Annotated in this window: 16 protein-coding genes; 7 read left to right on the forward strand and 9 right to left on the reverse strand. The window is 58.4% G+C overall.

Features of this window, described 5'->3' with window-relative positions; translation table 11 throughout:
- Positions 1-8: 8 nt before the first annotated feature.
- The 5 genes from MHN28_RS03195 to MHN28_RS03215 form a co-directional block, all read right to left on the reverse strand.
- On the reverse strand, positions 9-1,928 hold the full coding sequence (locus MHN28_RS03195) for a DUF3604 domain-containing protein (RefSeq protein WP_239335858.1): 1,920 nt from the start codon (positions 1,926-1,928) through the stop codon (positions 9-11).
- Positions 1,929-2,091: 163 nt separating this feature from the next.
- Positions 2,092-2,748: a 50S ribosomal protein L25/general stress protein Ctc gene (locus MHN28_RS03200; protein ID WP_239335860.1), complete on the reverse strand. Its 657-nt coding sequence runs from the start codon at positions 2,746-2,748 to the stop codon at positions 2,092-2,094.
- 246 nt (positions 2,749-2,994) lie between these two features.
- Positions 2,995-4,161, reverse strand: coding sequence for an alpha-hydroxy acid oxidase (locus MHN28_RS03205; RefSeq protein WP_239335862.1), 1,167 nt, complete (start codon positions 4,159-4,161; stop codon positions 2,995-2,997).
- A 154-nt stretch (positions 4,162-4,315) separates the two neighbouring features.
- On the reverse strand, positions 4,316-5,107 hold the full coding sequence (gene trpA / locus MHN28_RS03210; protein ID WP_239335864.1) for a tryptophan synthase subunit alpha: 792 nt from the start codon (positions 5,105-5,107) through the stop codon (positions 4,316-4,318).
- A 79-nt stretch (positions 5,108-5,186) separates the two neighbouring features.
- Positions 5,187-5,672 carry an acyloxyacyl hydrolase gene (locus MHN28_RS03215; RefSeq protein ID WP_239335866.1) on the reverse strand — a complete coding sequence of 162 codons (486 nt, stop codon included), beginning with the start codon at positions 5,670-5,672 and terminating at the stop codon, positions 5,187-5,189.
- 199 nt (positions 5,673-5,871) lie between these two features.
- Between MHN28_RS03215 and ychF the strand changes: the two genes are divergently transcribed.
- Positions 5,872-6,969 (forward strand): redox-regulated ATPase YchF, encoded by a 1,098-nt coding sequence (ychF, locus tag MHN28_RS03220; protein WP_239335868.1) that lies wholly within the window; start codon positions 5,872-5,874, stop codon positions 6,967-6,969.
- A 55-nt stretch (positions 6,970-7,024) separates the two neighbouring features.
- Here ychF and MHN28_RS03225 read toward each other — a convergent pair whose 3' ends face one another.
- Positions 7,025-7,498 (reverse strand): ester cyclase, encoded by a 474-nt coding sequence (locus MHN28_RS03225; RefSeq protein ID WP_239335870.1) that lies wholly within the window; start codon positions 7,496-7,498, stop codon positions 7,025-7,027.
- A 205-nt stretch (positions 7,499-7,703) separates the two neighbouring features.
- Between MHN28_RS03225 and MHN28_RS03230 the strand changes: the two genes are divergently transcribed.
- From MHN28_RS03230 to MHN28_RS03250, 5 genes are all read left to right on the forward strand, one after another.
- Complete coding sequence (locus tag MHN28_RS03230; RefSeq protein WP_239335874.1) at positions 7,704-8,585, forward strand: LysR family transcriptional regulator; 882 nt, start codon at positions 7,704-7,706, stop codon at positions 8,583-8,585.
- Positions 8,586-8,670: 85 nt separating this feature from the next.
- The gene (locus MHN28_RS03235) at positions 8,671-10,374 is read left to right on the forward strand and encodes an NAD(P)H-dependent oxidoreductase subunit E (RefSeq protein WP_239335875.1); all 1,704 of its coding nucleotides are present in this window, start codon (positions 8,671-8,673) and stop codon (positions 10,372-10,374) included.
- 13 nt (positions 10,375-10,387) lie between these two features.
- Positions 10,388-13,171, forward strand: coding sequence for a formate dehydrogenase subunit alpha (fdhF, locus tag MHN28_RS03240; protein WP_239335877.1), 2,784 nt, complete (start codon positions 10,388-10,390; stop codon positions 13,169-13,171).
- Positions 13,172-13,279: 108 nt separating this feature from the next.
- A complete protein-coding gene (locus MHN28_RS03245; RefSeq protein ID WP_239335879.1) occupies positions 13,280-14,086 on the forward strand; it encodes a cyclase family protein in 807 nt (268 codons plus the stop codon).
- On the forward strand, positions 14,070-14,588 hold the full coding sequence (locus MHN28_RS03250; RefSeq protein WP_239335881.1) for a thioesterase family protein: 519 nt from the start codon (positions 14,070-14,072) through the stop codon (positions 14,586-14,588). The genes MHN28_RS03245 and MHN28_RS03250 overlap by 17 nt, the downstream gene beginning before the upstream one ends.
- Positions 14,589-14,603: 15 nt before the next feature.
- On the opposite strand, the gene MHN28_RS03255 is transcribed toward MHN28_RS03250, so the two are convergent.
- From MHN28_RS03255 to MHN28_RS03265, 3 genes are all read right to left on the reverse strand, one after another.
- A complete protein-coding gene (locus MHN28_RS03255) occupies positions 14,604-18,683 on the reverse strand; it encodes a translocation/assembly module TamB domain-containing protein (protein ID WP_239335883.1) in 4,080 nt (1,359 codons plus the stop codon).
- The gene (locus tag MHN28_RS03260; RefSeq protein ID WP_239335885.1) at positions 18,680-20,485 is read right to left on the reverse strand and encodes an autotransporter assembly complex family protein; all 1,806 of its coding nucleotides are present in this window, start codon (positions 20,483-20,485) and stop codon (positions 18,680-18,682) included. Before MHN28_RS03260 ends, MHN28_RS03255 begins: the two co-directional genes overlap by 4 nt.
- Before the next feature lie 158 nt (positions 20,486-20,643).
- On the reverse strand, positions 20,644-21,867 hold the full coding sequence (locus tag MHN28_RS03265) for a urate hydroxylase PuuD (protein ID WP_239335887.1): 1,224 nt from the start codon (positions 21,865-21,867) through the stop codon (positions 20,644-20,646).
- A gap of 96 nt (positions 21,868-21,963) precedes the next feature.
- On the opposite strand from MHN28_RS03265, the gene MHN28_RS03270 reads away from it, so the two are divergent.
- Positions 21,964-22,887 (forward strand): LysR family transcriptional regulator, encoded by a 924-nt coding sequence (locus tag MHN28_RS03270; protein ID WP_239335888.1) that lies wholly within the window; start codon positions 21,964-21,966, stop codon positions 22,885-22,887.
- Positions 22,888-22,944 lie beyond the last annotated feature (57 nt).

Genomic DNA, 22,944 nt, shown 5'->3' on the forward strand with positions numbered 1-22,944 from the left:
GACCGGCCTTAGCCTTCGGGCGTGTACCAGATGGGCGAGGTATAAGCGCGTTCGGTCGTGGTCATCGGCACGTCAGAGTCCATCTGAACGTTGAACCGTTTGGCCTCATATGCCGTCCAGCGCGGTGTTGGTATTTCGATGACGCGGACGTAATAGAACGCCCGTTGTGACGGATCGAATTCGGGGTCCTGCCAATACGTGATCAGTTCCGATGCGCCTATCGTATTGGTCCAGGTGGCGTTTTCTACGTCCACAGTATTCCCGACCGAGGGCAGCTTGCCGTCCGCACCAGGTGCGCGATCACCGCCCCAAGCGACATCATAGACCTTTTCACCGCGCGTCCCATCAGCGTTCAACCAGCCTTTGATGACCTGAACGCGGTCAAGATTTCCGCTGTAAGGGTCTTTCAAAGCCGCAATCAGGAAGTTCGGCGCGCCGTCACCCGTGTTGCTGGGCAAATCCGCACCCATTGGAACGCCCTTGGCATACCCGATATCGGCCGGCAGTCGGGACAGCGCATCCTCTTCGGCAAAGTCCCAGCCTCCGAAGAACCGCACAAGGATACGAGAGCCGGTAGTGCCATAGACCTCGCGCCGCTCCAGTGCATCAAAGATAGCCTCACGCGTGTTTTCGGTGGCCCAAACCGCCGCGTATCCGCCCGAGGCCTGTTTCCATCCATAAATAGAAAACTCCGGATCGGGAGCCTCAATCACCAGATGCTCCCACCGGTGGGGTTCTGGTTCCACGCCGGAATGCTTGCCAAAGAAGTTTTCCTCTTCCACGGCAGACATACCCGTATGTGCATCGGTCGAGCCGATCTGGCCGACCTTGTATGGATTGATGCCCAGTTGCTCTTCCAGCAACAGCCCGGTTTTGTAGGCCTCACGCGAGTATTCGTATTGCAGCATGTCCTGAGTTTTGGCCTCAGTACCGTTCAGGTTCGACGCGTCCCAGGTGTCGAAATCAGCAAACTCGTCGTCCGGGCTCAGGAATGGATGCGCTTCGCTGTCACCTTTGATCTGGGTTGTTTCGATGACCGGTTCGAACCGGGCACGCAAACGCGCGTTTTCCTCTGTCAGCGGAGTACCGTCGAAATTCGAAACCGAGAACAGCCGCCCATTGGACAGGTTGCCGTTATGCGGAATCGCCAAAACGTCACCACCGGTCCGATCTTCGTAGTCAGCCAGATGTGCCCAAAGGTCTTCGGGGTTTTTACTGTCGAATTGCGAGAACGGCAGCACCTGATTGGCCATGGCCGCGCCATCCCTGAAAATCACGTTGCGGTGGATGTTGTCACCGCCCTCGGACGTCCACTCGTACCCGATCAGCGCCGTGAAGATGCCGGGTTCGTTGTATTGGTCCGCCAGGGATGTGTAGTCTTGCCACGCGTCCTTGACCGCTTTTGGATTGTCGATCGGAGGTTCGTCTCCGGACAGCGACGCCACAATTTCCATCGCCGTGGCAAAAATCACGTCATTATCGTTGCTGGTCAGTGCGTCATACCAGGATTTGCCCTGTGGCGTGGACAGGACGTTCTGATCCCCACCAAGTAGCTGAGGCATCAGCCCGTACATTTCCGCATGGTCCGAGATCACAAGCCAATCCAATGGGCGAGAGAGCTTTGCCTGCAATCCGTGCGTTGTCGTGACCTCATGGCCTTTTGCAAACCTGAACGCGTCCTCTTGGCTGAGGCGGGTCATGGTTCCTGCATCCACGGACACCTCGGTATGAAGATGCGTATCGCCCCACAGTGGCCGTGTCGGGAAGGTTCGACCAGCGTATGGCGAGAAATGATCCGAGGTGAACCGTTCGGCCACGTCTTCCTGACTGGGCAGCGTGTCCTGCACCTGGGCAAAGGCCGCAGGCCCAGAGGCTGCACAGATGGTCATTGAAATGAGGGCGGGTAGGAAATTGGATTGGGGTTTCATAATCGCGGGCTCCACTGAACTAATCGATGGGCTTGTGGCCTTCCAATATGGCCACTGGCCGCGAACTTAGCACAGCCTGCGATCAAATGCGAAAATCCGCACCCGACAAAAAACGGGGCTCCGATGGAACCCCGTTTCAAAATCAGAACAGTTGAAACTGAACTTATTCTTCAGCTTCCTGGCCGACGACTTCAACTTCGTCTGCGGCCACTTCTGCTTCATCACCTTCTTCGTCGTCGCTGGTCGACAGGCCGGTCGGTGCCGAGACGTTCGCGATCACGAAGTCACGGTCGATGGTCGGCTTGGTGCCTGCAGGCAGGTCAACCGCCGAGATGGTGACAACGTCGTTGATGTTCATTCCGGTGACGTCGACGACGATCTTCTCAGGAATGTCACCAGCGGTGCACATCAGTTCGACTTCCGGACGAACAACGGTCAAAACGCCGCCCTTCTTGATGCCGGGGGCTGCTTCTTCGTTGATGAACTCAACGGGGATGAACAGCGCGATCTTGGTGGTCCGACGCAGGCGCATCAGGTCCAGGTGGGTCGGCAGGTCTTTGACAACGTCACGCTGAACGTCGCGGCAGATGACGCGAACGTCTTCGTGACCTTCAACCTTCAGGTTCCACAGGGTCGACTTGAACCGACCAGCTTTCAGGCGCTTGAACAGTTCGTTGAACGGGATCTGAATCGCCAGCGGGTCTTTGTCGCCACCGAATACAACGCCCGGAACCATGCCGTCGCGGCGTACCTGACGAGCGGCGCCCTTGCCTGTCCCCGTCCGTTCCAGAGCTACGAGATCAGGAATCTCTCCAGCCATGATAATTCTCCAATGTTAGGGCGGGCATCCTCCAAGGCTGTATGCCCGCGTGAAGCCGCGTCCTTAGCGTGATTCATCCGGATTGGAAAGGGGTTTTGACCCATCTTATTTTTGCGAGGCCCTGCCTCTTGCTCCGAGGTTTTTTCAGCCAGATGAATAAAGGATCCCCTGCTTCATCTGGCTACAAATACCTCGGGGGAGTCGCCCAAAGGGCGGCGGGGGCAGCGCCCCCTTTGGCGCGCAGGGTCACTTTTGCCAACGACCGCCGAAATCTTCGGGGATCAACAGGTTGTGGCGGCCCAGACTATCTACATTCCGCTCGCCGCACAGCGCCATTGTGGTGTCCAGTTCCTTGTGGATGACATCCAACGCTGTAGCCACGCCTTTTTGGCCCATCGCGCCAAGCCCGTAGACGAAAGCACGACCGATATACGTGCCTTTTGCACCCAATGCCAAAGCTTTCAGAACGTCCTGTCCCGAGCGGATACCGCTGTCCAGGTGGACTTCGACGTCACTGCCGACGGCGTCCAAGATCTCGGGCAGTACACGGATCGAACTGAGCGCGCCGTCCAGCTGGCGCCCGCCATGGTTTGATACGACGATGGCATCGGCACCAAGCTTGGCCGCCATCCTGGCGTCCTCGGCGTCCAGTATGCCCTTCAGAATAACTTTGCCGCCCCATTGTTCCATCAGCTTCTCGACCTTGCTCCAGTCAAGGCTGGGATCGAACTGCTCGGCCGTCCATGCGCCCAGGGATGAAGCGTCCGAAACGCCCTCGGCATGACCAACGATATTGCCGAACTCGCGCCGATGTGCACCCAGCATCTCGATCCCCCAAGCCCATTTGGTCATCAGGTTGGCGATCGTCTTGGCGGTCAGTTTCGGCGGGGCCGACAGGCCGTTTTTCAGGTCTTTGTGCCGCTGGCCCAGAATTTGCAGATCCAGGGTAATGACCAGTGCCGAACAGTTGGCATCCTTGGCACGTTGGATCAGTCGGCCCACATAGTCCTGATCTTTCATGGTATAGAGCTGAAACCAAAAGGGCTTGTCCGTATACTCAGCAACATCTTCGATCGAGTTGATCGACATAGTCGACAGCGTGAATGGTACTCCAAATTCTTCGGCAGCCTTTGCGGCCTTCATTTCGCCATCCGCGTGCTGCATGCCCGTCAGGCCAACAGGGGCGAGTGCCACCGGCATCGCGACGTCCTCACCGATCATTTGCGAAGCGGTCGAGCGCCCGTCCATGTCCACCGCAACCCGCTGGCGCAGTCTTATATCTTCAAAGTCCGAGCTGTTGTCGCGGAAGGTCTGCTCGGTCCAGCTGCCGCTTTCAGCATAGTCGAAAAACATGCGCGGTACACGGCGTTCGTAGATGCGTTTCAGGTCGTCAATATTGGTGATCACGGGCATGTGTTTCGGCCTTTGCAAGACTGGTTCTTTTTCTTTACCAATTACCTTCAGATCTCGCAACGTCACGAAAACGCGGTTCAATGACGCGTGTAATCAGACAACAAAAAACGCAGCCGACCGGGGCAGACTGCGTTGAAATGCGAAAAGCTCGGGATCAGACCGAGTGCGCACCGTCCGCCAGAGTTTTTACAAAGTCCAGCACTTCGGCGGCGGGTTTGCCAGCAGCGATCTGGCTGACGATGGCTGATCCGACCACAGCACCGTCGGCCACGGTTGCGATTGCCCGTGATTTCTCGGGCGTATTGATCCCGAAGCCAACGATGACAGGCAGATCAGTTGCGGACTTGATCCGCGCGACTTCGGGGCCGACATTTGTGGCTTCGGCCTCTGCCGCGCCCGTAATGCCAGTGATCGAGACGTAATAAACAAAGCCGGATGTGTTCTGCAGGACGCGCGGCAGGCGTTTATCATCCGTGGTCGGTGTCGCAAGGCGAATGAAGTTCAAACCTGCGGCCTGCGCGGGAAGGCACAGTTCATCGTCTTCTTCCGGCGGTAGATCGACCACGATCAACCCGTCGATGCCCGCCTCTTTGGCATCGACAAGAAACTTATCGACCCCGCGGCTATAGATCGGGTTGTAGTACCCCATCAGCACAATCGGAGTGGTGTCGTCGGTTTCGCGAAACGCCCGCGCCAGATCCAGCGTCCGTTGCAGAGTCATGCCACCGTCCAGCGCACGCTGACCGGCGGCCTGGATCGTCGGGCCATCCGCCATCGGGTCGGTGAAGGGCAACCCTAGTTCGATGACATCGACACCGGCGCCCGGCAAACCCTTTACGATTTCCAGTGATGCATCGAAATCGGGGTCGCCGGCCATGATATAGGCGACAAAGGCTTTCTTTCCTTGTTCCTTCAGAGCGGCGAACTTGGCGTCGATACGGGTCATGGGCAGTCCTTGCAATCAGGTTCAGACCTGATGTGCAGAAACTTTAAGGGGAAATCAATCCCGGCGGGCGCAGATTACGTCAGAACGCCCAATGGTATCGCAGTAAGGCCGAGTTTACGCCCGGGTTGTCGTCCTGTGTGCTGGCATTGGACTTATGTGTAATGGCCAAGGACACGCTATTGCCATTGTTCAGCGTGTAGCCGACGCCCAGCAGGCTGCGAATCTGGAATTCACCACCTAGATCGTTCAGGTCGTCACCTTCTGAAAAATACCCGGGCATGACGCTGCCTTCGACGAACCAGCGGTCGGCAAAGGTGTAGGTTCCGATCAGGCCTATCCCGATATGAAAGTCGGCAGCTGTATCAACGGTCAGGGCGCCTCCCCATGTGGCGGAAAAACGCGTGGCTTCGTGAAATGGCCGGTGATGGTATTCGACGGAAATTACAGCTTCGTCTTTAGATAGGCTGTCAGAAAAATCTGAAAAACCGGCGCCAAAGACAACGGACTGCGCTTGCGCTGTTTGGGCAGCGAACAGAAGCGCAATGATTGCAGCAAAATACTTCATATCATGTATTCACTATTTGTTTGATCGCAACGTTTTACATGGTGAGCTTAGTGTGCCGATTTCAATCCAGGCAAGATCACGTATGCCCAACGGATTTGTGATGTTGCAAATTGAACCGGCGGGCCATTCCGTGGTCCGGCTTGCGTATTTCCCCGGACCTGCATAGAAGCAGCGCTCGAATGGTATGCAGGAGGCCGTCATGGGCTTTAAAATGGGAATCGTGGGATTGCCGAATGTGGGCAAGTCGACCCTATTCAATGCGCTGACCAAAACCGCGGCTGCGCAGGCTGCGAACTTCCCGTTCTGCACGATTGAACCCAATGTGGGTGACGTGGCCGTGCCTGACGACCGGCTGGACAAGCTGGCGGCCATTGCAAGTTCAAAACAGATCATCCCGACGCGGATGACCTTTGTGGACATCGCCGGGCTGGTGAAGGGCGCCTCGAAAGGTGAGGGGCTGGGCAACCAGTTTCTGGCCAACATTCGTGAGACTGATGCCATCGCGCATGTACTGCGTTGTTTCGAAGATGGTGATGTGACTCATGTCGATGGCCGTGTCGATCCGGTGGCCGATGCCGACACGATTGAGACCGAGCTGATGCTGGCCGATCTGGAAAGCATCGAAAAGCGCCGCGCCAACCTGGTCCGCAAGCTAAAAGGCAACGACAAAGAGGCGCAGCAGCAGGAACGCTTGCTGGCCGAGGCGCAAGCGATGCTGGAAAACGGCAAGCCCGCGCGCTTGGTCGAAGTTTCAGACGAAGACGTCAAAGCCTGGAAGATGCTGCAACTGCTGACCACCAAGCCGGTGCTCTATGTCTGCAACGTGTCCGAGGAAGAAGCAGCCGAAGGCAACGAATACTCGGCCAAGGTTGCCGAGATGGCTGCGGCGCAGGGCAATTCTCACGTCATCATCAGCGCCAAGATCGAAGAAGAAATCAGCCTGCTGGACGACGACGAAGCTCAGATGTTCCTTGAGGAGATGGGGCTGGAAGAGCCTGGTCTCGACCGTTTGATCCGCGCTGGTTACGACCTTCTGAAGCTGGAAACCTATTTCACCGTCGGCCCGAAAGAGGCCCGCGCCTGGACCATCCGCACCGGTACAGCCGCGCCGCAGGCGGCTGGCGTGATCCACGGTGATTTCGAGAAGGGTTTCATCCGCGCCGAAACCATCGCTTATGACGACTACATCGCCGCCAATGGCGAACAAGGCGCCAAAGAGGCAGGCAAGATGCGGGCCGAGGGCAAGGGATACATCGTCAAGGACGGCGATGTGATGCATTTCCTGTTCAACACCTGATCAATGCAGGAGTACCCGATCCAGATGGAGATCGGGTGCACATTGTTCGCCGTTCTTAGTTTTCCAAGCCAAGCTGCTTTCGCTGCGTGAAGAAATCCCACACGACCCAGCTTTCTGCTATCTGGCCGTTGGCAATTCGGTCGATCTGAACACCGGTCCAGTCAACCGAACGGCCAGTGGCGGGCAGCCCGAGATAGGGGCCATTCTGGGTTCCATAAAAGCGCCAGTGGGTGGATACGCGGTCGCCTTCTGCGGTCTGTTCCAAAATCTCGACCTTCAGGTCGGGAAAGGCCTTGTGGTTATCTTCAACAATGCCGGCCCATGTGGTCAGGTCGACGCTGCCCGTGCCACCGGAGGCTAATGGCGCTTGATGGTTTTGATAGCCTTCGGCGAAAATGGCCTCGTCAATCGTGGATTCTGCGGCCCACATTTCAAGAGCCTGTCGGGAAAGGTTTTTTGCTGCAGAAACGTCATTCTCTTGTGCCATGGCAACTCCTCCTGCCGAAAAAGCCAGCGACGCCGCCAGCACCCATATACACGCAACCAAGCCGAAACGTTCTCTGACCATTGAAGTCCTCCGCCCATCATGTCGACTCCGGTCCACGATAGCGCGGTCATCGCAGCAGAACAAAGTGCAATCCACGGCTATGCGCCATGCCCGGACCGCAACTAGCGCTTTTACGGCGACGCAAACGCGTTACTGTGCGACGGGCCAGACTTTAGGACACCGCCGCATGATCGAAATCCGCGACCTCCAACTTCTTAACGCCCTGGCGCGGCATCAGCACTTTGCAAAAGCGGCGGAGGAATGCGGCATTTCCCAGCCAGCGTTCTCGATGCGCATTCGTAACCTCGAGGATCGACTGGGCGTGTCCATCGTTCGCAGGGCCAACCGGTTTCAGGGGCTGACCGAAGAAGGTGAGATGATCGTGCGCCGCGCAAGGCGTATTCTTGACGACGCCAAGGCGCTGGAGCAGCAGGTGCTGGCCGCACGGGGTGAGATTACCGGGACGTTGATTCTGGGCGTGATTCCGACGGCGATTGCGTTCACGGGGCGGCTGATCAAACGCCTGCAGCAAGCCCATCCACGTATTCTGTCGCGAATCGAAACGATGTCTGCCTCGGCCATCCAACACCGCCTGGATGAGGGGAGTCTGGACGCGGGCATCACCTATGGCGACAGCATCGGTACCGATCTGCGGCAAGTACAGCCTTTGTACGAAGAAACCTATGTACTGCTGGTCCCATCCCATATGACCGAAGAAACCGGTCCGATCCCCTGGGCTCAGGTGGCGGAATTCCCGATCAGCCTTCTGGAGCCGCAGATGCAGAACCGTCGTATCCTCGACCGCATCTTTGCCGAGCAGGGGCTGCATCCGCATGTGGTCGCCGAAACCAGCGGCTTTACCGCGTCGATGGTCATGGCGCGCGAGGGGCTTGCGGCCACGGTTGTGCCCCGTGTCCTGATCCGCGCTTTGGGTGATTTGAAGGGAACAAAAGTGCTGCCACTAATCGATCCTGTTGTAAGTAAACCGATTTGTCTGGCGACCCTTAGTCGTGACCCCGAATTGCCAACGGTTGAGGCCTTACGTGCTGTGGTGACGTCTTTACGGTGATAAACTGTCGTTATCGTGCGATTGCGATAAGCGATTTGACGATATGCTATTCTGATGAGACACGGAGCCTCAATCGGAGGGCATCATGGCACCATTAGACACCAAGCCATCAGGCGCGCCAAAGGGCGTCTGGAAGTCAGGTAAAGGCAAAGGGCGGCACACGCCCAAAGGCCGTCAGTTCACGGATGAAGCGCAGGTTGAGATACATCGCCTGCTGGGCGATCGCCCGCGCCGTCGTGATCTGCTGATCGAATTCCTGCATTTGATTCAGGACGAACACGGCCATATCAGCGCCGACCACATTGCCGCTTTGGCGGTTGAGATGCGGATTGGTCAGGCTGAGATCTACGAAACCGCGACATTCTATGCCCATTTCGATGTGGTGAAAGAAGGTGAGACGCCGCCTCCCGCGTTGACGATCCGTGTCTGTGATTCTCTGTCCTGCGAAATGGCCGGTGCCCAGCAGTTGCAAAAGGCGCTGGAAGATGGGCTGGACCCGGCAGAGGTTCGTGTTGTTCGCGCGCCTTGCATGGGCCGCTGCGACACGGCTCCGGTGTTGGAGATCGGCCACAACCATATCGATCACGCCACCCCTGAAAAGGTGCAGGCCGCAATTGCTGCCAACGACACCCACGCCCATCTGCCCGATTACGAAGCCTTTGCCGCTTACGAGACAAACGGCGGCTACGCCAAGCTGAAAGAGTTGCGTGATGGCGGCGATTGGGAGAAGGTGCAGGAAGACGTCCTGTCCTCGGGCCTGCGTGGTCTGGGCGGCGCTGGCTTCCCGTCCGGCAAGAAATGGGGCTTTGTTCGGATGAACGAAGGTCCGCGCTATCTGGCCGTGAACGGCGATGAGGGCGAGCCCGGCACGTTCAAAGACCGTTACTATCTGGAGCGTACGCCGCATGTCTTTCTTGAAGGCATGCTGATCGCCGCGTGGGCGGTCGAGGCCGAGACCTGCTTTATCTACATGCGCGATGAATACCCGGCGGTGCTGGAGATCCTGCGTCGTGAGATTGCAGCACTGGAAGACGCTGGGATTGTCGAGAAGGGCTATATCGATCTGCGCCGCGGTGCTGGTGCCTATATCTGCGGCGAAGAATCCGCGATGATCGAGTCCATCGAAGGTAAAAAGGGCCTGCCGCGCCACCGTCCTCCGTTCGTGGCGCAGGTTGGGGTCTTTAACCGCCCGACCTTGGTGCACAATGTCGAGACGCTGTATTGGGTCACCAAAGTGTGCCGCGAGGGGCCGGAATGCCTCAACAGCACTGAAAAGAACGGTCGCAAGGGTCTGCGCAGCTATTCCGTTTCGGGCCGGGTGGCCAAGCCAGGGGTCTACCTGCTGCCCGCAGGCTCGACCATTCTGGATGTGATTGATGCCGCTGAAGGCATGGCTGAAGGCCAGACCTTCAAAGCATATCAGCCGGGCGGCCCATCCTCAGGCCTGCTGCCTGCGTCGATGGACGATATCCCGTTGGATTTCGACACCTTGCAACCGCATGGCACATTTATCGGTTCCGCCGCCGTGGTGGTTCTGTCTGATCAGGACACCGCCCGCGATGCGGCGCTTAACATGCTGCGGTTCTTCGAGGATGAAAGCTGTGGCCAGTGCACCCCCTGCCGGGCGGGCTGCGAAAAGGCGGTCAAGCTGATGCAGGCTGACAAATGGGATCAGGACCTGCTGGAGGATCTGTGTCAGGTCATGGGCGATGCCTCGATCTGCGGTCTGGGGCAGGCGGCCCCGAACCCGATCCGCCTTGTCATGAAACATTTCGCTGACGAAATCTGAGGGAGACAGAGCCATGCTTGATGCAAGCCCAACCAAGACCGTCACCTTCAACCTGAACGGCGAAGATGTCACCGTGCCCGAAGGCTGGACCATCTGGGAAGCCGCCAAGGGGCAAGGTTTCACCATTCCGCACCTCTGCCACAAGCCGCAGCCGGGCTATCGCCCGGACGGCAACTGCCGCGCCTGTATGGTCGAGGTGGAAGGCGAGCGCACTCTGGTCGCCTCGTGCATCCGTCCCGCAGCCGACGGTATGGTGGTCAAGACTGACACGGAGCGTGCCGAGAAGTCGCGCGCCATGGTCATGGAACTGCTGGTTGCTGACCAGCCGGAAGAGGCGCACGATACCTCCAGCCATTTCTGGGACATGGCCAAGCTGAACGATGTCAGCGACAGCCGTTTCCCGGCGAAAGAGGCCGAGAAGATCCCGCTGCTGGATGACAGCCACGTTGCAATGCGCGTTAATCTGGACGCCTGCATCAATTGTAACCTCTGCGTCCGGGCCTGCCGTGAAGTGCAGGTGAATGACGTGATCGGCATGGCAGGTCGCGGCCACACTGCGCAGGTGGTGTTCGATCAGCAGGATCCGATGGGCGATTCTACCTGTGTGGCCTGCGGTGAATGTGTTCAGGCCTGCCCGACGGGTGCCCTGATGCCAGCCACTGTGTTGGACGACAAGCAGCAGGGTGACAGCAAGGATTATGACTCTGAAACCGAAAGTGTCTGCCCATTCTGCGGCGTGGGCTGCAAGGTCTCGCTGAAGGTCAAGGACGGCAAGGTCAAATACGTTGAGGGTATCAACGGCCCCGCAAACGAAGGCCGTCTGTGCGTCAAGGGCCGCTTTGGCTTTGACTACATCCACCACCCACACCGCCTGACCAAGCCGCTGATCCGGCGTGAGGACGCGCCTGCCAAAGGGCTGAACGTCGATCCGGGTAATCTGGACACCCATTTCCGCGAAGCGACCTGGGAAGAGGCAATGGATCTGGCCGCCACCAAGCTGAAAGCGCTGCGCGAGGATGATCCGCGCAATGTTGCAGGTTTTGGTTCGGCTAAATGCACCAACGAAGAAGCCTATCTGTTCCAGAAGTTCATCCGTCAGGGCTTCCGCCACAACAACGTCGACCACTGCACCCGTCTGTGCCACGCGTCGTCCGTTGCTGCTCTGATCGAGAATGTGGGTTCCGGCGCCGTGACCGCGACCTTCAACGAGATCGAAAACGCGGATGTGGCGATCATCATCGGCTCGAACCCGATCGAGAACCATCCGGTTGCTGCCACTTACTTCAAGCAGTTCGCCAAGCGCGGCGGCAAGCTGATCGTGATGGACCCGCGCGGTGTCGGTATGCGCAAGTTCGCAGACGAAATGCTGCAATTCCGTCCGGGTGCGGATGTCTCGATGCTCAATGCGATCATGAACGTGATCGTCGAAGAAGAGCTGTATGACAGCCAGTACATCCACCGCTGGACCGAGAACTGGGAAGCCGAGAAAGAGCACCTGCGTCAGTTTACGCCCGAAGCGATGTCCCCGATCTGTGGCATTGAGCCTGATCAGCTGCGCCGTGTCGCGCGCACCTTTGCGCAGGCCAAGGCCGGCCTGATCTTCTGGGGCATGGGCGTCAGCCAACACATCCACGGCACCGACAATTCGCGTTGCCTAATCAGCCTTGCGCTGATGACCGGCAACGTTGGCAAACCCGGCGCGGGTCTGCACCCGCTGCGGGGGCAGAACAACGTCCAGGGGGCCTCGGACGCGGGCCTGATCCCGATGTTCCTGCCTGATTATCAGTCGGTTACGGACGACAGCATCCGGTCGAAGTTCAACAACGTTTGGAACTCGGACGACTTCTCGAACGAGAAGGGTCTGACGGTGACCGAGATCATCGATCAGGCGTATGCGGGCAACATCAAGGGTATGTATATTCAGGGTGAAAACCCTGCCATGTCCGACCCGGATGTGGGCCATGCGCGCGAAGCGCTGGCCAAGCTGGAGCTGATGATCGTGCAGGACATCTTCCTGACTGAGACGGCGAATTATGCCGACATCATCCTGCCCGCCTCGGCGCTGTATGAAAAGAACGGCACCGTGTCGAACACCAACCGTCAGGTGCAGCGTGTGCGTCCGGCCGTGACACCTCCGGGTGAGGCGCGCGAGGATTGGAAAATCACTGTCGAGCTGGCGCAGCGGATCGGGCTGAACTGGGATTACACCGACGTGTCTCAGGTCTTTGACGAGATGAAGCTGACGATGAACTCGCTCAACAACATCACTTGGGATCGTCTGAAAACCGAAACCATCACCTACCCGTCGCTCAGCGAGACTGACCCGGGTCAGGCGATTGTGTTCGGTGACGGCTTCCCCCGTGCGGATGGCAGGGCGAAATTCACCCCGGCCAGCGTCATCCCGCCGGATGAAGCCCCGGATGATGAATATCCGATGATCGCCACCACCGGTCGTCAGTTGGAGCACTGGCATACGGGTTCGATGACCCGCCGCGCCAAGGTTCTGGATGCTGTTGAACCGGAAGCGAACTGCTCGCTGAACCCACGGACTCTGAAACTGATGGGGATCGAACCGGGCGAGATGATCCGTCTGACCACCCGCCGCGGCTCGATTGAGATCATGGCGCGTGCGGACCGGGCGATTGCCGAGGATATGGTGTTCATCCCGTTTGCCTATGTCGAAGCGGCGGCGAACATCCTGACGAACTCGGCCATCGACCCCTATGGCAAGATCCCCGAGTTCAAGTTCTCGGCCATTCGCGTCGAAAAGATCGAAGACGCGATCGCGGCGGAATAACGCTATCACTCTCACGGAAGAGGCGGCCCCAGTGGCCGCCTTTTTCTTTCCTTGACAGCGGGTTAACTGCGGCCAACCCTGTCACCGTCTTTGGTGGAGGAGTTGCATATGGCGCGCCGCTTTGTCGATTTATCCGTTCCGTTGGAAACCGGGATCGTGTCAGACCCGCCGATCATGCTGCCGGAAATCGAATATTTGACGCATGATCAGACTGCTGAACAGGTCATGTCTTTTTTCCCCGGGCTTCAGAAAGAGGACCTTCCGGGGGGCGAGGGGTGGGCCATAGAACGGTTGCGGATTGCCACGCATAACGGCACCCATCTGGATGCGCCCTACCACCACCATTCCACGATGAACAAGGGAGAGCGGGCCATCACAATCGACGAGGTTCCGCTGGAATGGTGCATGAACCCCGGTGTGAAACTGGATTTCCGCCATTTTGATGATGGCTATGTGGTGACGGCGGCGGATGTCGAGGCCGAATTAAAGCGCATTGGCCATGACCTGCGTCCATTGGATATCGTGGTCGTGAATACCTCGGCCGGAACGCAATACGGGCAGCCCGATTATCTGATGAAAGGGTGCGGCATGGGGCGCGAGGCAACCTTGTATTTGACCGAGCGCGGTGTGCGTGTGACTGGAACCGACGCCTGGAGTTGGGACGCACCGTTTCCCTTGACGGCGCAAGAGTATGCTGAAACGCAGGACCCGTCGATCATTTGGGAAGGGCATCGGGCGTCGATGGATATCGGGTATTGTCACATGGAAAAGCTGACGAACCTTGAGTCCTTGCCGCCCACGGGGTTCGAGATCTCCTGCTTCCCATTCAAGATCAAAGGGGCATCGGCAGGTTTCGTGCGCGCCGTCGCGATCTTTGAAACCCACGAAGGAGCAACTGATGCAGCTGACGCCTGAAACACTGGCCGGACATGACGGTCCGTATGACGCCCCGGTTGAGTTCCACGGGTTCAAGGCGCGCCCGGAATGGATCGACTATAACGGACACATGAACGTTGGTTATTACGGCGTCGCCTTCGACAACGCGCTGGAATTGTTGATGGTGGATCACCTTGGGCTGGGCGAGGCTCAGGTCAAGGCCATAGGGCAGGGGCCGTACATCCTGCAATCGCACATGAATTTCCTGCGCGAGGTGCTGGAGGGTGAGTCTTTCTGTATCCGGTTTCGCCTGCTGGACGCGGATCACAAACGCGGCCACTACTTTGCCCAAATGGTGTCTGAAAAGGACGGCGTGGTTTGTGCCACTCAGGAGGCATTGTTCATGAACGTCAGTCATACGACGGGCCGTTCGGTGCCTTACCCGGACTGGGCCGTGGCACGTCTGCAGCGCATGGTGAGTGATCACGCCGGTTTGGATTCTGCGCCGGAGGTCGGCCAGCAGATCGGTATTCGCAGGTAATAACCGGCTTTCTGCTTAGTAATCCCGCGAGAAGAACACCCCGACGCCGGTTTCCCCCCGACCGTCAACTGTGCCTTTGACCGTGAAGTTGTCGGTGACGTCCAGATTCAGGTTCACCTCAGTGTCGCCTTCGGTATTCACCGTGAAATCGGTGTACAGATTGTCACTCAGATAAGCGCCGGCACCCAAACGTCCCGCACCGCCTTCAGTGGCCCCGATATCGACCGTGTCCAGGCCCGTCGACTCTCGCAATCCTTTGGTCGCGTCGCCCCCTGCACCGCTGAGCTGTGCCAGGGACGCCGCCATCTGTGCGATCACGAACGGCGACAGTTCCGAGAAACGGTTGCCGAACAGCAGCATGGCCAGGGCTTCTTCTGCCGGACGCTCGGGGTCGGAAAAGACGTCGACCTCGGGCGCGTCCAGGGGGCCGGCGATTTCGATGGTTGCGGTGCCGTCTGATGTGCTGGTTGAGGATTCGAACTCGATATAGGGCGTCAGGTCACCTTGCAGCGTCACAAGGCCTTTGGTCAGCGCCAGCCTGCGCCCCAGAATGTCAAAGTTACCACGGATCAGTTCGATCTGGCCGGACGGAATGACCGAAGAGGTGGTGCCGCCAATGTGTATACGTCCACCCAGCTCTGCGTTGACGCCACGGCCGCGAACGAAAACGGCCTTCGGTGCCAACAGGCTGACGTCCAGTGCAATACGAGACGCGCTCTTTTCCGCGCCTTCTTCCTCGACAAGGCCCGCGCGTTCGCGGGTTACATAGCTGGCGCGGCTTTCGTTCACGTGAATGATGTCAGGGATCGGCGCGGCACCTACGGCCCCCGCCGCAGCCGCCAGATTGATATTGGTTTCGTCGAACGTGATCTGCCCGGCAATCGAACTGTTCCCGGCCAGGGCTCCGGTCATCGCGATTTGCCCGTTAAGGGTGGTTTCAAAAAGCAATTTATCGGTTAGCACGACGCTGTTGAGCGCGGTTGTAACATTTGCGTTGAACGGCGGCGTCAGGTCGATTGGACCACTGACGGTAAAGTTGCCGCCGGCTCTGGGACCGCCGCTAAGCGATACTGTAGCCCGGCTTTGCGCAAGTTCGACCGAACCGCTGATACCTGTGATTGTTTGTCCTGCAGCCGGAATTGCCAGTGAAGTGCCTGACGTTGTGATTGATCCTGACAGGGATTCCAGTGCGGGCTTGCCGGACAGAGACAGGTCGTAGCGGGCATTCCCGTCGATTTTGTTGGGCGTGATGAAGATGTTGGCGATGCCCAGATTTACACCACCGACCGCCTTGAGATCGGCTTCGCCGGTGTTTTCATCGAACGTGCCAGAAACGTCGCTGTTGATTTGGGCCGGACCTTCGGCCTTGGCATCGATCGTCCAGACACCCTTGTTGCGCTTTGCGCTGCCATTGGCGGCGATGGTGCCGGGAAACTCGGGAACGAACCTTTCGATACGGTTGAACTTGGCGTCAAAGTCCAGATCCGCAGAGCCGTCGCTGTCGACGGTACCCACAAGCTTGGCATATGAACTGTCGGGGCCGTTCAGGTTGGCGGTACCCTCAATCCCGGACGATGTTGGGGCCACATTCCCATCCAGTGTCAACGGGCCGGACATTGTATTCAAGATCCGCGCCAGATCATCAAGCTTGACCGAATAGTCCAACCCGCCGGACTCGCGATTCACTTTCCCGGATGCCGTCGCAGCTATGGCGGTGCCGTTCAGGCGGAAATTCTGGATGTCGAGGCCTTGCTCACCGTTTTCGGCATCAACGGTCAGGGTCGTTTCGCCCTGGATCAGCTTGTCCACGATGTCGATACCAGTCTGAATGTCGTTGGCGTCGAGATTTCCCTGTACGTCGAAAACCCGGCTGGAAAGTGTGCCGCTGCCCTGAACATTTACCGCGACAGAGCCGAACAGATCACGTCCCGCAAGGCCGGAAAACAAGGACAGGTCCGGAACATTCAGCCGGGCTTGTCCATCGGCAGACAGATCGCCGGTCGGGTCTTCGATCGTTGCCTGAACCTGTGCGCTCAGGGCTTTGCCGTTCACGGTTGCATTTCGGATATCGATACTGTCAGTGGTTCTGACGCCATCCCATTCGATCTCGGTTCTGCCTGTCAGCAGGGGATCGATATCGGTCATTCCGGTCTTGATATTCTGTCCGATCACAGTCGCTGTGCCGTCAAATTCCAGCGTTTGCACCGTACCCTTGCCGTCGACGGTCGCCTGCAGCGCGCCGCCCAGTTCGCGCTTGGCTAAGCCAGAGAATACGGACAAATCCGATGCGTTGACTCGTGCTTGGCCGTCGATGGTCAGGTTGCCGTCCGGAGTTGTCACGAAGCCACTTGCCACGGCATTGGCCGCCTCGCTGACCAAATCGAATTCTCGAATTGTGATACCGTCGGTGCCACGGCTGCCGTCCAGAGTGATTGTCGTTTCCCCGGTGATCACCGGATCAATGTCGTCACGGCCCGTCGACAGATCGCGGCCCTGAACCACCACTTTGCCGTCGAAACTGCGCTCAAGCGGCGAGCCTTTTCCTTCGACCCGAGCCGAAACCTGCCCACCAAGGTCCAGCTTGGCCAGATCCGAAAAGCGCGCCAAATCGGTTGCGTCCAGCGATGCGGAGCCATCGACCGTCAAACCGCTGGTCAGGCCGTCAATCAGCGCATCCAGCGCCAAGGTGTAGTCAGTGCCCACAAGTTCGAAATCGGACAGCCGCACGGACTGGTCGCTGCTATAGTCGAATTGACCGTCTAACGTAATCCGCTCACCCAAAGCTGAATTCAGGGCAGGATCGGCCATGTCTATTCCGCTGACCGTTGCCTGAACATCACCGTCGACCGTCAATACTTCGCCCTGGTCCAAAGTCCCCTGAGCGGTAATCCGGGCATCCCCCAGCTTGGCCTGCGGTGACGCGAACTCGTTCGCGGTCAGGCTCAGGTCCCAGAGGTTGCCGTTCTGGCGATCAAACAGGGCCGATAGCTGCGCCGACTTTATCGACGTGTCGCCCCCTGCAACTGGAAGTACAACTGTTTGCCCATCTGGTGGGGTGATACGCCCCTGTAGGGCCGCCAGCTGCAATTCGCTGCCTTCCCCCAGTTGCAACTCGCCCTTCAGATCCAGCGCTTGCGTGGTGAGTTCCAGGTCCGAGATATCCAGCGCGCCTTCGGGCTTGGTTTGCCCGTCCACGTACAGTCGCGATTTCGGGCCGAAGAACGGATCGATATCCGGCCCCAGAAACGGTGTCAGGTCGCCGTTCAGATCTGTGGTAAACGCTATGCCGTCAGCTGCGCCGCCCTCGGCTGCCTGCAGGCGAACTTGCCCGGTGACACGCATCTGGTTGTTGCTGCTCAGGCCGATATCCGCGGTGAAATCCGTCAGTGGGCCTGCACCTTTGGCGGTCAATCCAACGGGTGGACTGTCCGGGATTTTCAGCGCTGTCGAAATTAGGCCACCCGACGCCTCGGTCACCTGTAAATCCAGATTGATCTCGCTGGTGGAGTTTTGGAATCCGGCCGCCAACTTGATCTCATCCCCCGCGCGATCCAGCCGGATAACGTCCAGATTGGTGTCCAGCGTTCCGTCGGCCAGCGACAGGTTGCCGGTTACGCTCAGGTCGGCTGCAACACCGATCAGCGGTTCCCCCAGGGACAGGTCATCCACCCGGATTTCGCCGATTTCGATGGCAACCGGCAGTTCGGGCAGCTGGAATGGCTGCGTTTCAGCCGAAGCTGGCGCTTCTTCTTTCGTTGTGGTGCCGGGCGCGCGGGCAATGTCGATCTCTTGCGCGGTCAGGGCGTTGACCGAGAACCGGCCCCGGATCAGGGCGAGGCGGTTCCAGTCCAGCTGGGCGTCCTTGATGGTCAGCCAGACGCCTTCATCGTCGGCCACCGTTATTTCTTCGATCGTTGCGCGGGCGCTCAGTGCCCCTTGCAGGCCTTTGACGGTCACGTTTTGGTCGTCACCTGACAGCGTGTCCTGCAGGAACCGCTCTAACATGCTGCCGCCTTCATCCTGCGCTGCAACAGGCAGGGGGCCAGATATGATCAGCCCTGTGATCAGCAAGGGATATGCGCGCTGTCCAATCAAAATGCCTGTCCGATCCCGATGTAGAATTGCAGACCGTTCCCCGTGTCGCCCTGAACCGGCACGGCCAGATCCAGTCGCAGTGGGCCAAAGCCGCCCAAATCATACCGTACCCCAAGCCCGGCGCCCGAGTGGTATTCGGCACCGCTGCCGATAAATGATGACGTGTCCACTGTACCGTAGTCGTAAAACCCGACGAGAGATATCGCTTCGGTCACTTTGCCCCGAACTTCGGCGGATAGCCCAAGGAAGGATTTACCGCCCGCGACTCCGGTGCCAACGGGGATGCCGAGGCTTTCATAAGGTTGGCCACGCACCGTCCCGGCACCGCCCGAGAAGAACAGGAAATCCGGGGTCACCCCGTCTGGAGACGGACCGATAACCGATCCAAGCTGCACACGACCTGCCAGAACAATCCTGCCGCCGGTGCCGAGGCTGGTATAGCTGCGCCCGTCGAAAAACAAGCGGATGCCGCTCTCGGTGTCGGACAATCCGGCAAACGGCATGATCTGAGAATCCAGATAATACCCGCGCGTTGCGCTGACCTTGCTGTCGCGTTGATCCCACTCCGACCGGAAGGGGATGATAAAATACCGGAACCTGCGGTCGTCGCCGTATGCGTCGTCGGCACTGGACCATTGAAACCCAGCCGAAGCCTCAGCGTACAGGCGGTCAGAAAACGTGCGCCGGGCACCATAGCCCAGCGAAGCACGCGTCACATTGTAGTTGTCGGTGTTTCGCCGCTCCAGAATGGCGTTCCAGAATGTACTGTCATCAGGGCCCAGCCGGTCAGGCTGATCCAGGCGCAGGCCGATCCGGCCGTCCAGATCCTCGGACCCGCCGATGTTGCGAATGGCGGCTTCAAACCGAAGACGTTCCGCCCGCCGGAACACGTTGCGATGTGTCCAGGTTGCGGTCACGTCTATCCCGTCGCGTGAGGCGATTTCGAACCCGAAGGTCAACTGGCGCTTGGGCATGTCCTCGAACGTTGCGTCGAAATCCAAAGTTCCGTCCGGGTTTGGTTCCTCCCGCTCTTCAATCGCAACGACATTGAAGGTTCCGGTCCGTCGTAACCGCGTGCCGACTTTCTGGATTTTTTCCGGAGAGAACACTTCACCCGACGGAAACCCTGCGATCTTCTCAATCGACCGGTGGCGCACGTCCGTGTCGCCCTTGATGAACATCTTGCCAAATCGCAGGCGCGGGCCGGGGGCCAGGTCTATCTCTGCATCCAGCTTGGCCTCTGCATGGCGCGCAATGACATTCTGGCCCTCGACCCCGGCCTTGGCATGGCCTGCGTCTCGCCATCCCTGCACGCCGGCAGAGGATGCCTGCTGAATGGCTCCGGTTGTGGCCAGCTTACCGATGGCGAATTCTTCGGGCAGAACCGTCTCGGGCGCCAATGGTTGCACGATCGCCTCACCAAAGGTGAATTTGGGACCAGTGTTGACGGTGATGACCGCCCGGTTGATTTGCGCCGGTACGCTGAGCGAGCTGATTTCAGCCGCCTCTTGTCCGTCCAGTTTGATGCTGACGACAGGGCTGAAATATCCTTCGTCATATAGAATCTGAACGATCGTTCTGTAGTCAGACAGGGCTGCTGAGAGGATTTCCAGTGGTGTGTCCAATCCGCGGGATTCTGCGGTCGTGACCGAAGAAGTCTCTTCCAGCCGGTCGACAAGTTCTTCGGAACCACCCGGAACCGACAGGGTCGTTTCCAATGCGGCCAGAGAGGTCGGCAAGGTAACTGCAAGCGCGCCGAGAAGGCAATTCTTCACAAAGGCTCGTGGCCTGCTCCTCGGCATCTGATAGCTCCAACTGCCCCAAGTCGAAATGAATTTCGCCGTTTTGTGCACAGCAACGGCTGATTACATTCATCTTAGAACATCAGACGTCCGAGAGGAAAAGACATTATCGAACGGGATGCCGATTTTGCGATATGTGTGGTCGCTTGGTCTCGTGATCAGGAACCGGCGTTGCGGAACCAACGGATGATGGCTTCGCGATCTTCGGGTTCCATGTAGGTGACATTGGCGGGGGGCATTGCGTGACTAACGCCGGCCTGCAGATAGATTTGCTGAGCGTTGCGGGCGATGTCGCCTTCGGTTTCCAGCAAAACGCCCTTTGGAGCCCATAGAATGCCCTCCCAAACCGGTTCCCGTGCATGGCACATGGAGCACCGGCCCAGAACAACGTCATGGGCCTCTTCAAAACCATCGGCGGCGGCAAATTTCTGTTCGTAAGGGGTGAGTGGCTGCGCCTCGGCCTCTTCCAGAGGTTTGTACATCGGCGCAGTAGACAGCCACATGATGGCGATGAACAGCAGCGCGGTGACCAGCCAGGTCCAGGTTGGGTCGCCTGCACGGGCGTGGCGTGTATTGAAGTAATGCCGGATGGTTACGCCCATCAGGAAGACCAAGGCCGCGATGATCCAGTTATACTCGGTCGCGAAGGCCAGCGGGTAGTGGTTCGACAGCATCAAGAACACGACCGGCAATGTCAGGTAGTTGTTGTGGGTTGAGCGCAGCTTGGCAATCTTGCCGTACTTCGGGTCAGGCGTACGCCCGTTCTTCAGATCGTCCACCACGATCCGCTGGTTTGGCATGATGATGAAGAACACGTTCGCCGTCATGATCGTCGCGGTGAAGGCACCCAGATGTAGCATCATCGCGCGACCCGTGAAGATCTGGTTGTATCCCCAACCCATCGCCACCAGCAGGACGAACAACAGCACCATCAACAAGGTGGGACGTTCGCCGAGGCCCGATTTGCACAGGAAGTCGTAAATCAGCCAACCGACGGTCAGTGAGGCGGCCGAGATCAGAATACCCTGCCACAGTGCCAGATCGGCTTTTTGCGCGTCGATCAGGTAAAGCTCTCCGCCCACCCAATAGACGATCATCAGCAATCCGGCCCCGCTGAGCCAGGTCGCATAGCTTTCCCATTTGAACCAGGTCAGGTGATCCGGCATGCGTTCCGGCGCGACCAGATACTTCTGGATGTGATAGAAACCGCCGCCATGCACCTGCCACTCTTCACCGTCCGCCGGGCCCGGGATGTCGCGATTCAGGCCAAGGTCCAACGCAATGAAGTAAAATGAGGATCCGATCCAGGCGATTGCGGTAATGACGTGCAACCAACGCACGGCAAATGCCATCCAGTCCCAGAACACGGCGAAGTCATACATGAGAAAGCTCTCCGATTAGTTGCCGTCACACTAGGCAACAGGCACTTTCTTCGGTATTCCCTGATATTGTCAAACTGTATCAAAAAAAACGAAAAGATGTCCTATCTCGATAATATCCGCACCTTCGTCAGGGTCTATGATCTGGGCAGCATGTCTGCTGCCGGGCGCGACTTGCGGATTTCACCAGCGGTGACATCGGCGCGGATTTCCCAGCTTGAGGATCATCTGGGCGTTCGCTTGTTTCAGCGGACGACACGAAATCTCAGCCCAACCGAGCAAGGTCGCGCGTTCTATCCCGGAGCGGTCGCGGTTTTGGATGCGGTGGACGAGGCCGAGGCTCAGGTCGTGCACCTGACCGAAGCGCCGCGCGGATCGCTGTTCGTAGCGGCGCCCCTGGGTGTCGGCCGCAGGGTCTTGGCGCCACATGTACCTGAGTTTCTTGAAGAATACCCCGAAATCGACGTGCGCCTGCGGCTGACCGACAGGTCCGTCGACCTGACGACCGAGGGGTTGGATCTGGCGTTTTTTATTGGTCAGCCCGAAGACAGCACCTTGCGCATCCGCAAGATTGCCGATTGCCAGCGTGTCTTATGCGCCGCCCCGGCTTACGTTGACCGTCGGGGTATGCCGATGACCGGAGCGGACCTGATTTCGCAACGCCACGAATGTCTGAATTTGCGATTTCCAGGTGCAACCGAATTTCAATGGCTGTTGGAAACGCCGGACGGACCCAAGCGGTTTGCGGTTTCCGGTCGTTTTGAATGTGATGACGGGGATGTGCTGACAGATTGGGCGCTATCAGGGCAGGGGATCGCGATGAAGCCGGTTTTTGAGGTGGCTGAACACCTCAGTTCGGGTCGCCTTGTGCCGGTTGCTGTCGAAACGCCTCCGGTACCCGTGCAAATGGCTTGCCTTTACACACATCGCCGCCATCAGGACCCAAAGGCGCGCCTGTTCATGGAATTTATGATCGCGCGGATCGGTAAGGTTGTGCGTGGTTCTGAAGCTTCGATCTCCTAAATCTCTCGCCCCTGTTTGCGCCCTTCGGGCGCCACACAGCGTTGGGCCCGGCGCCGC

The sequence above is a fragment of the Ruegeria sp. Ofav3-42 genome (genome assembly GCF_022347725.1).
Lineage (GTDB): Bacteria > Pseudomonadota > Alphaproteobacteria > Rhodobacterales > Rhodobacteraceae > Ruegeria.

Coding starts and splice junctions, on each gene's coding strand:
- fdhF (WP_239335877.1), top strand. CDS start 10,388: ATGCTTGATGCAAGCCCAACCAAGACCGTCACCTTCAACCTGAACGGC.
- trpA (WP_239335864.1), bottom strand. CDS start 5,107: ATGACCCGTATCGACGCCAAGTTCGCCGCTCTGAAGGAACAAGGAAAG.
- MHN28_RS03205 (WP_239335862.1), bottom strand. CDS start 4,161: ATGCCCGTGATCACCAATATTGACGACCTGAAACGCATCTACGAACGC.
- MHN28_RS03250 (WP_239335881.1), top strand. CDS start 14,070: ATGCAGCTGACGCCTGAAACACTGGCCGGACATGACGGTCCGTATGAC.
- MHN28_RS03215 (WP_239335866.1), bottom strand. CDS start 5,672: ATGAAGTATTTTGCTGCAATCATTGCGCTTCTGTTCGCTGCCCAAACA.
- MHN28_RS03245 (WP_239335879.1), top strand. CDS start 13,280: ATGGCGCGCCGCTTTGTCGATTTATCCGTTCCGTTGGAAACCGGGATC.
- MHN28_RS03260 (WP_239335885.1), bottom strand. CDS start 20,485: ATGCCGAGGAGCAGGCCACGAGCCTTTGTGAAGAATTGCCTTCTCGGC.
- MHN28_RS03270 (WP_239335888.1), top strand. CDS start 21,964: ATGTCCTATCTCGATAATATCCGCACCTTCGTCAGGGTCTATGATCTG.
- MHN28_RS03265 (WP_239335887.1), bottom strand. CDS start 21,867: ATGTATGACTTCGCCGTGTTCTGGGACTGGATGGCATTTGCCGTGCGT.
- MHN28_RS03195 (WP_239335858.1), bottom strand. CDS start 1,928: ATGAAACCCCAATCCAATTTCCTACCCGCCCTCATTTCAATGACCATC.
- ychF (WP_239335868.1), top strand. CDS start 5,872: ATGGGCTTTAAAATGGGAATCGTGGGATTGCCGAATGTGGGCAAGTCG.
- MHN28_RS03230 (WP_239335874.1), top strand. CDS start 7,704: ATGATCGAAATCCGCGACCTCCAACTTCTTAACGCCCTGGCGCGGCAT.
- MHN28_RS03235 (WP_239335875.1), top strand. CDS start 8,671: ATGGCACCATTAGACACCAAGCCATCAGGCGCGCCAAAGGGCGTCTGG.
- MHN28_RS03200 (WP_239335860.1), bottom strand. CDS start 2,748: ATGGCTGGAGAGATTCCTGATCTCGTAGCTCTGGAACGGACGGGGACA.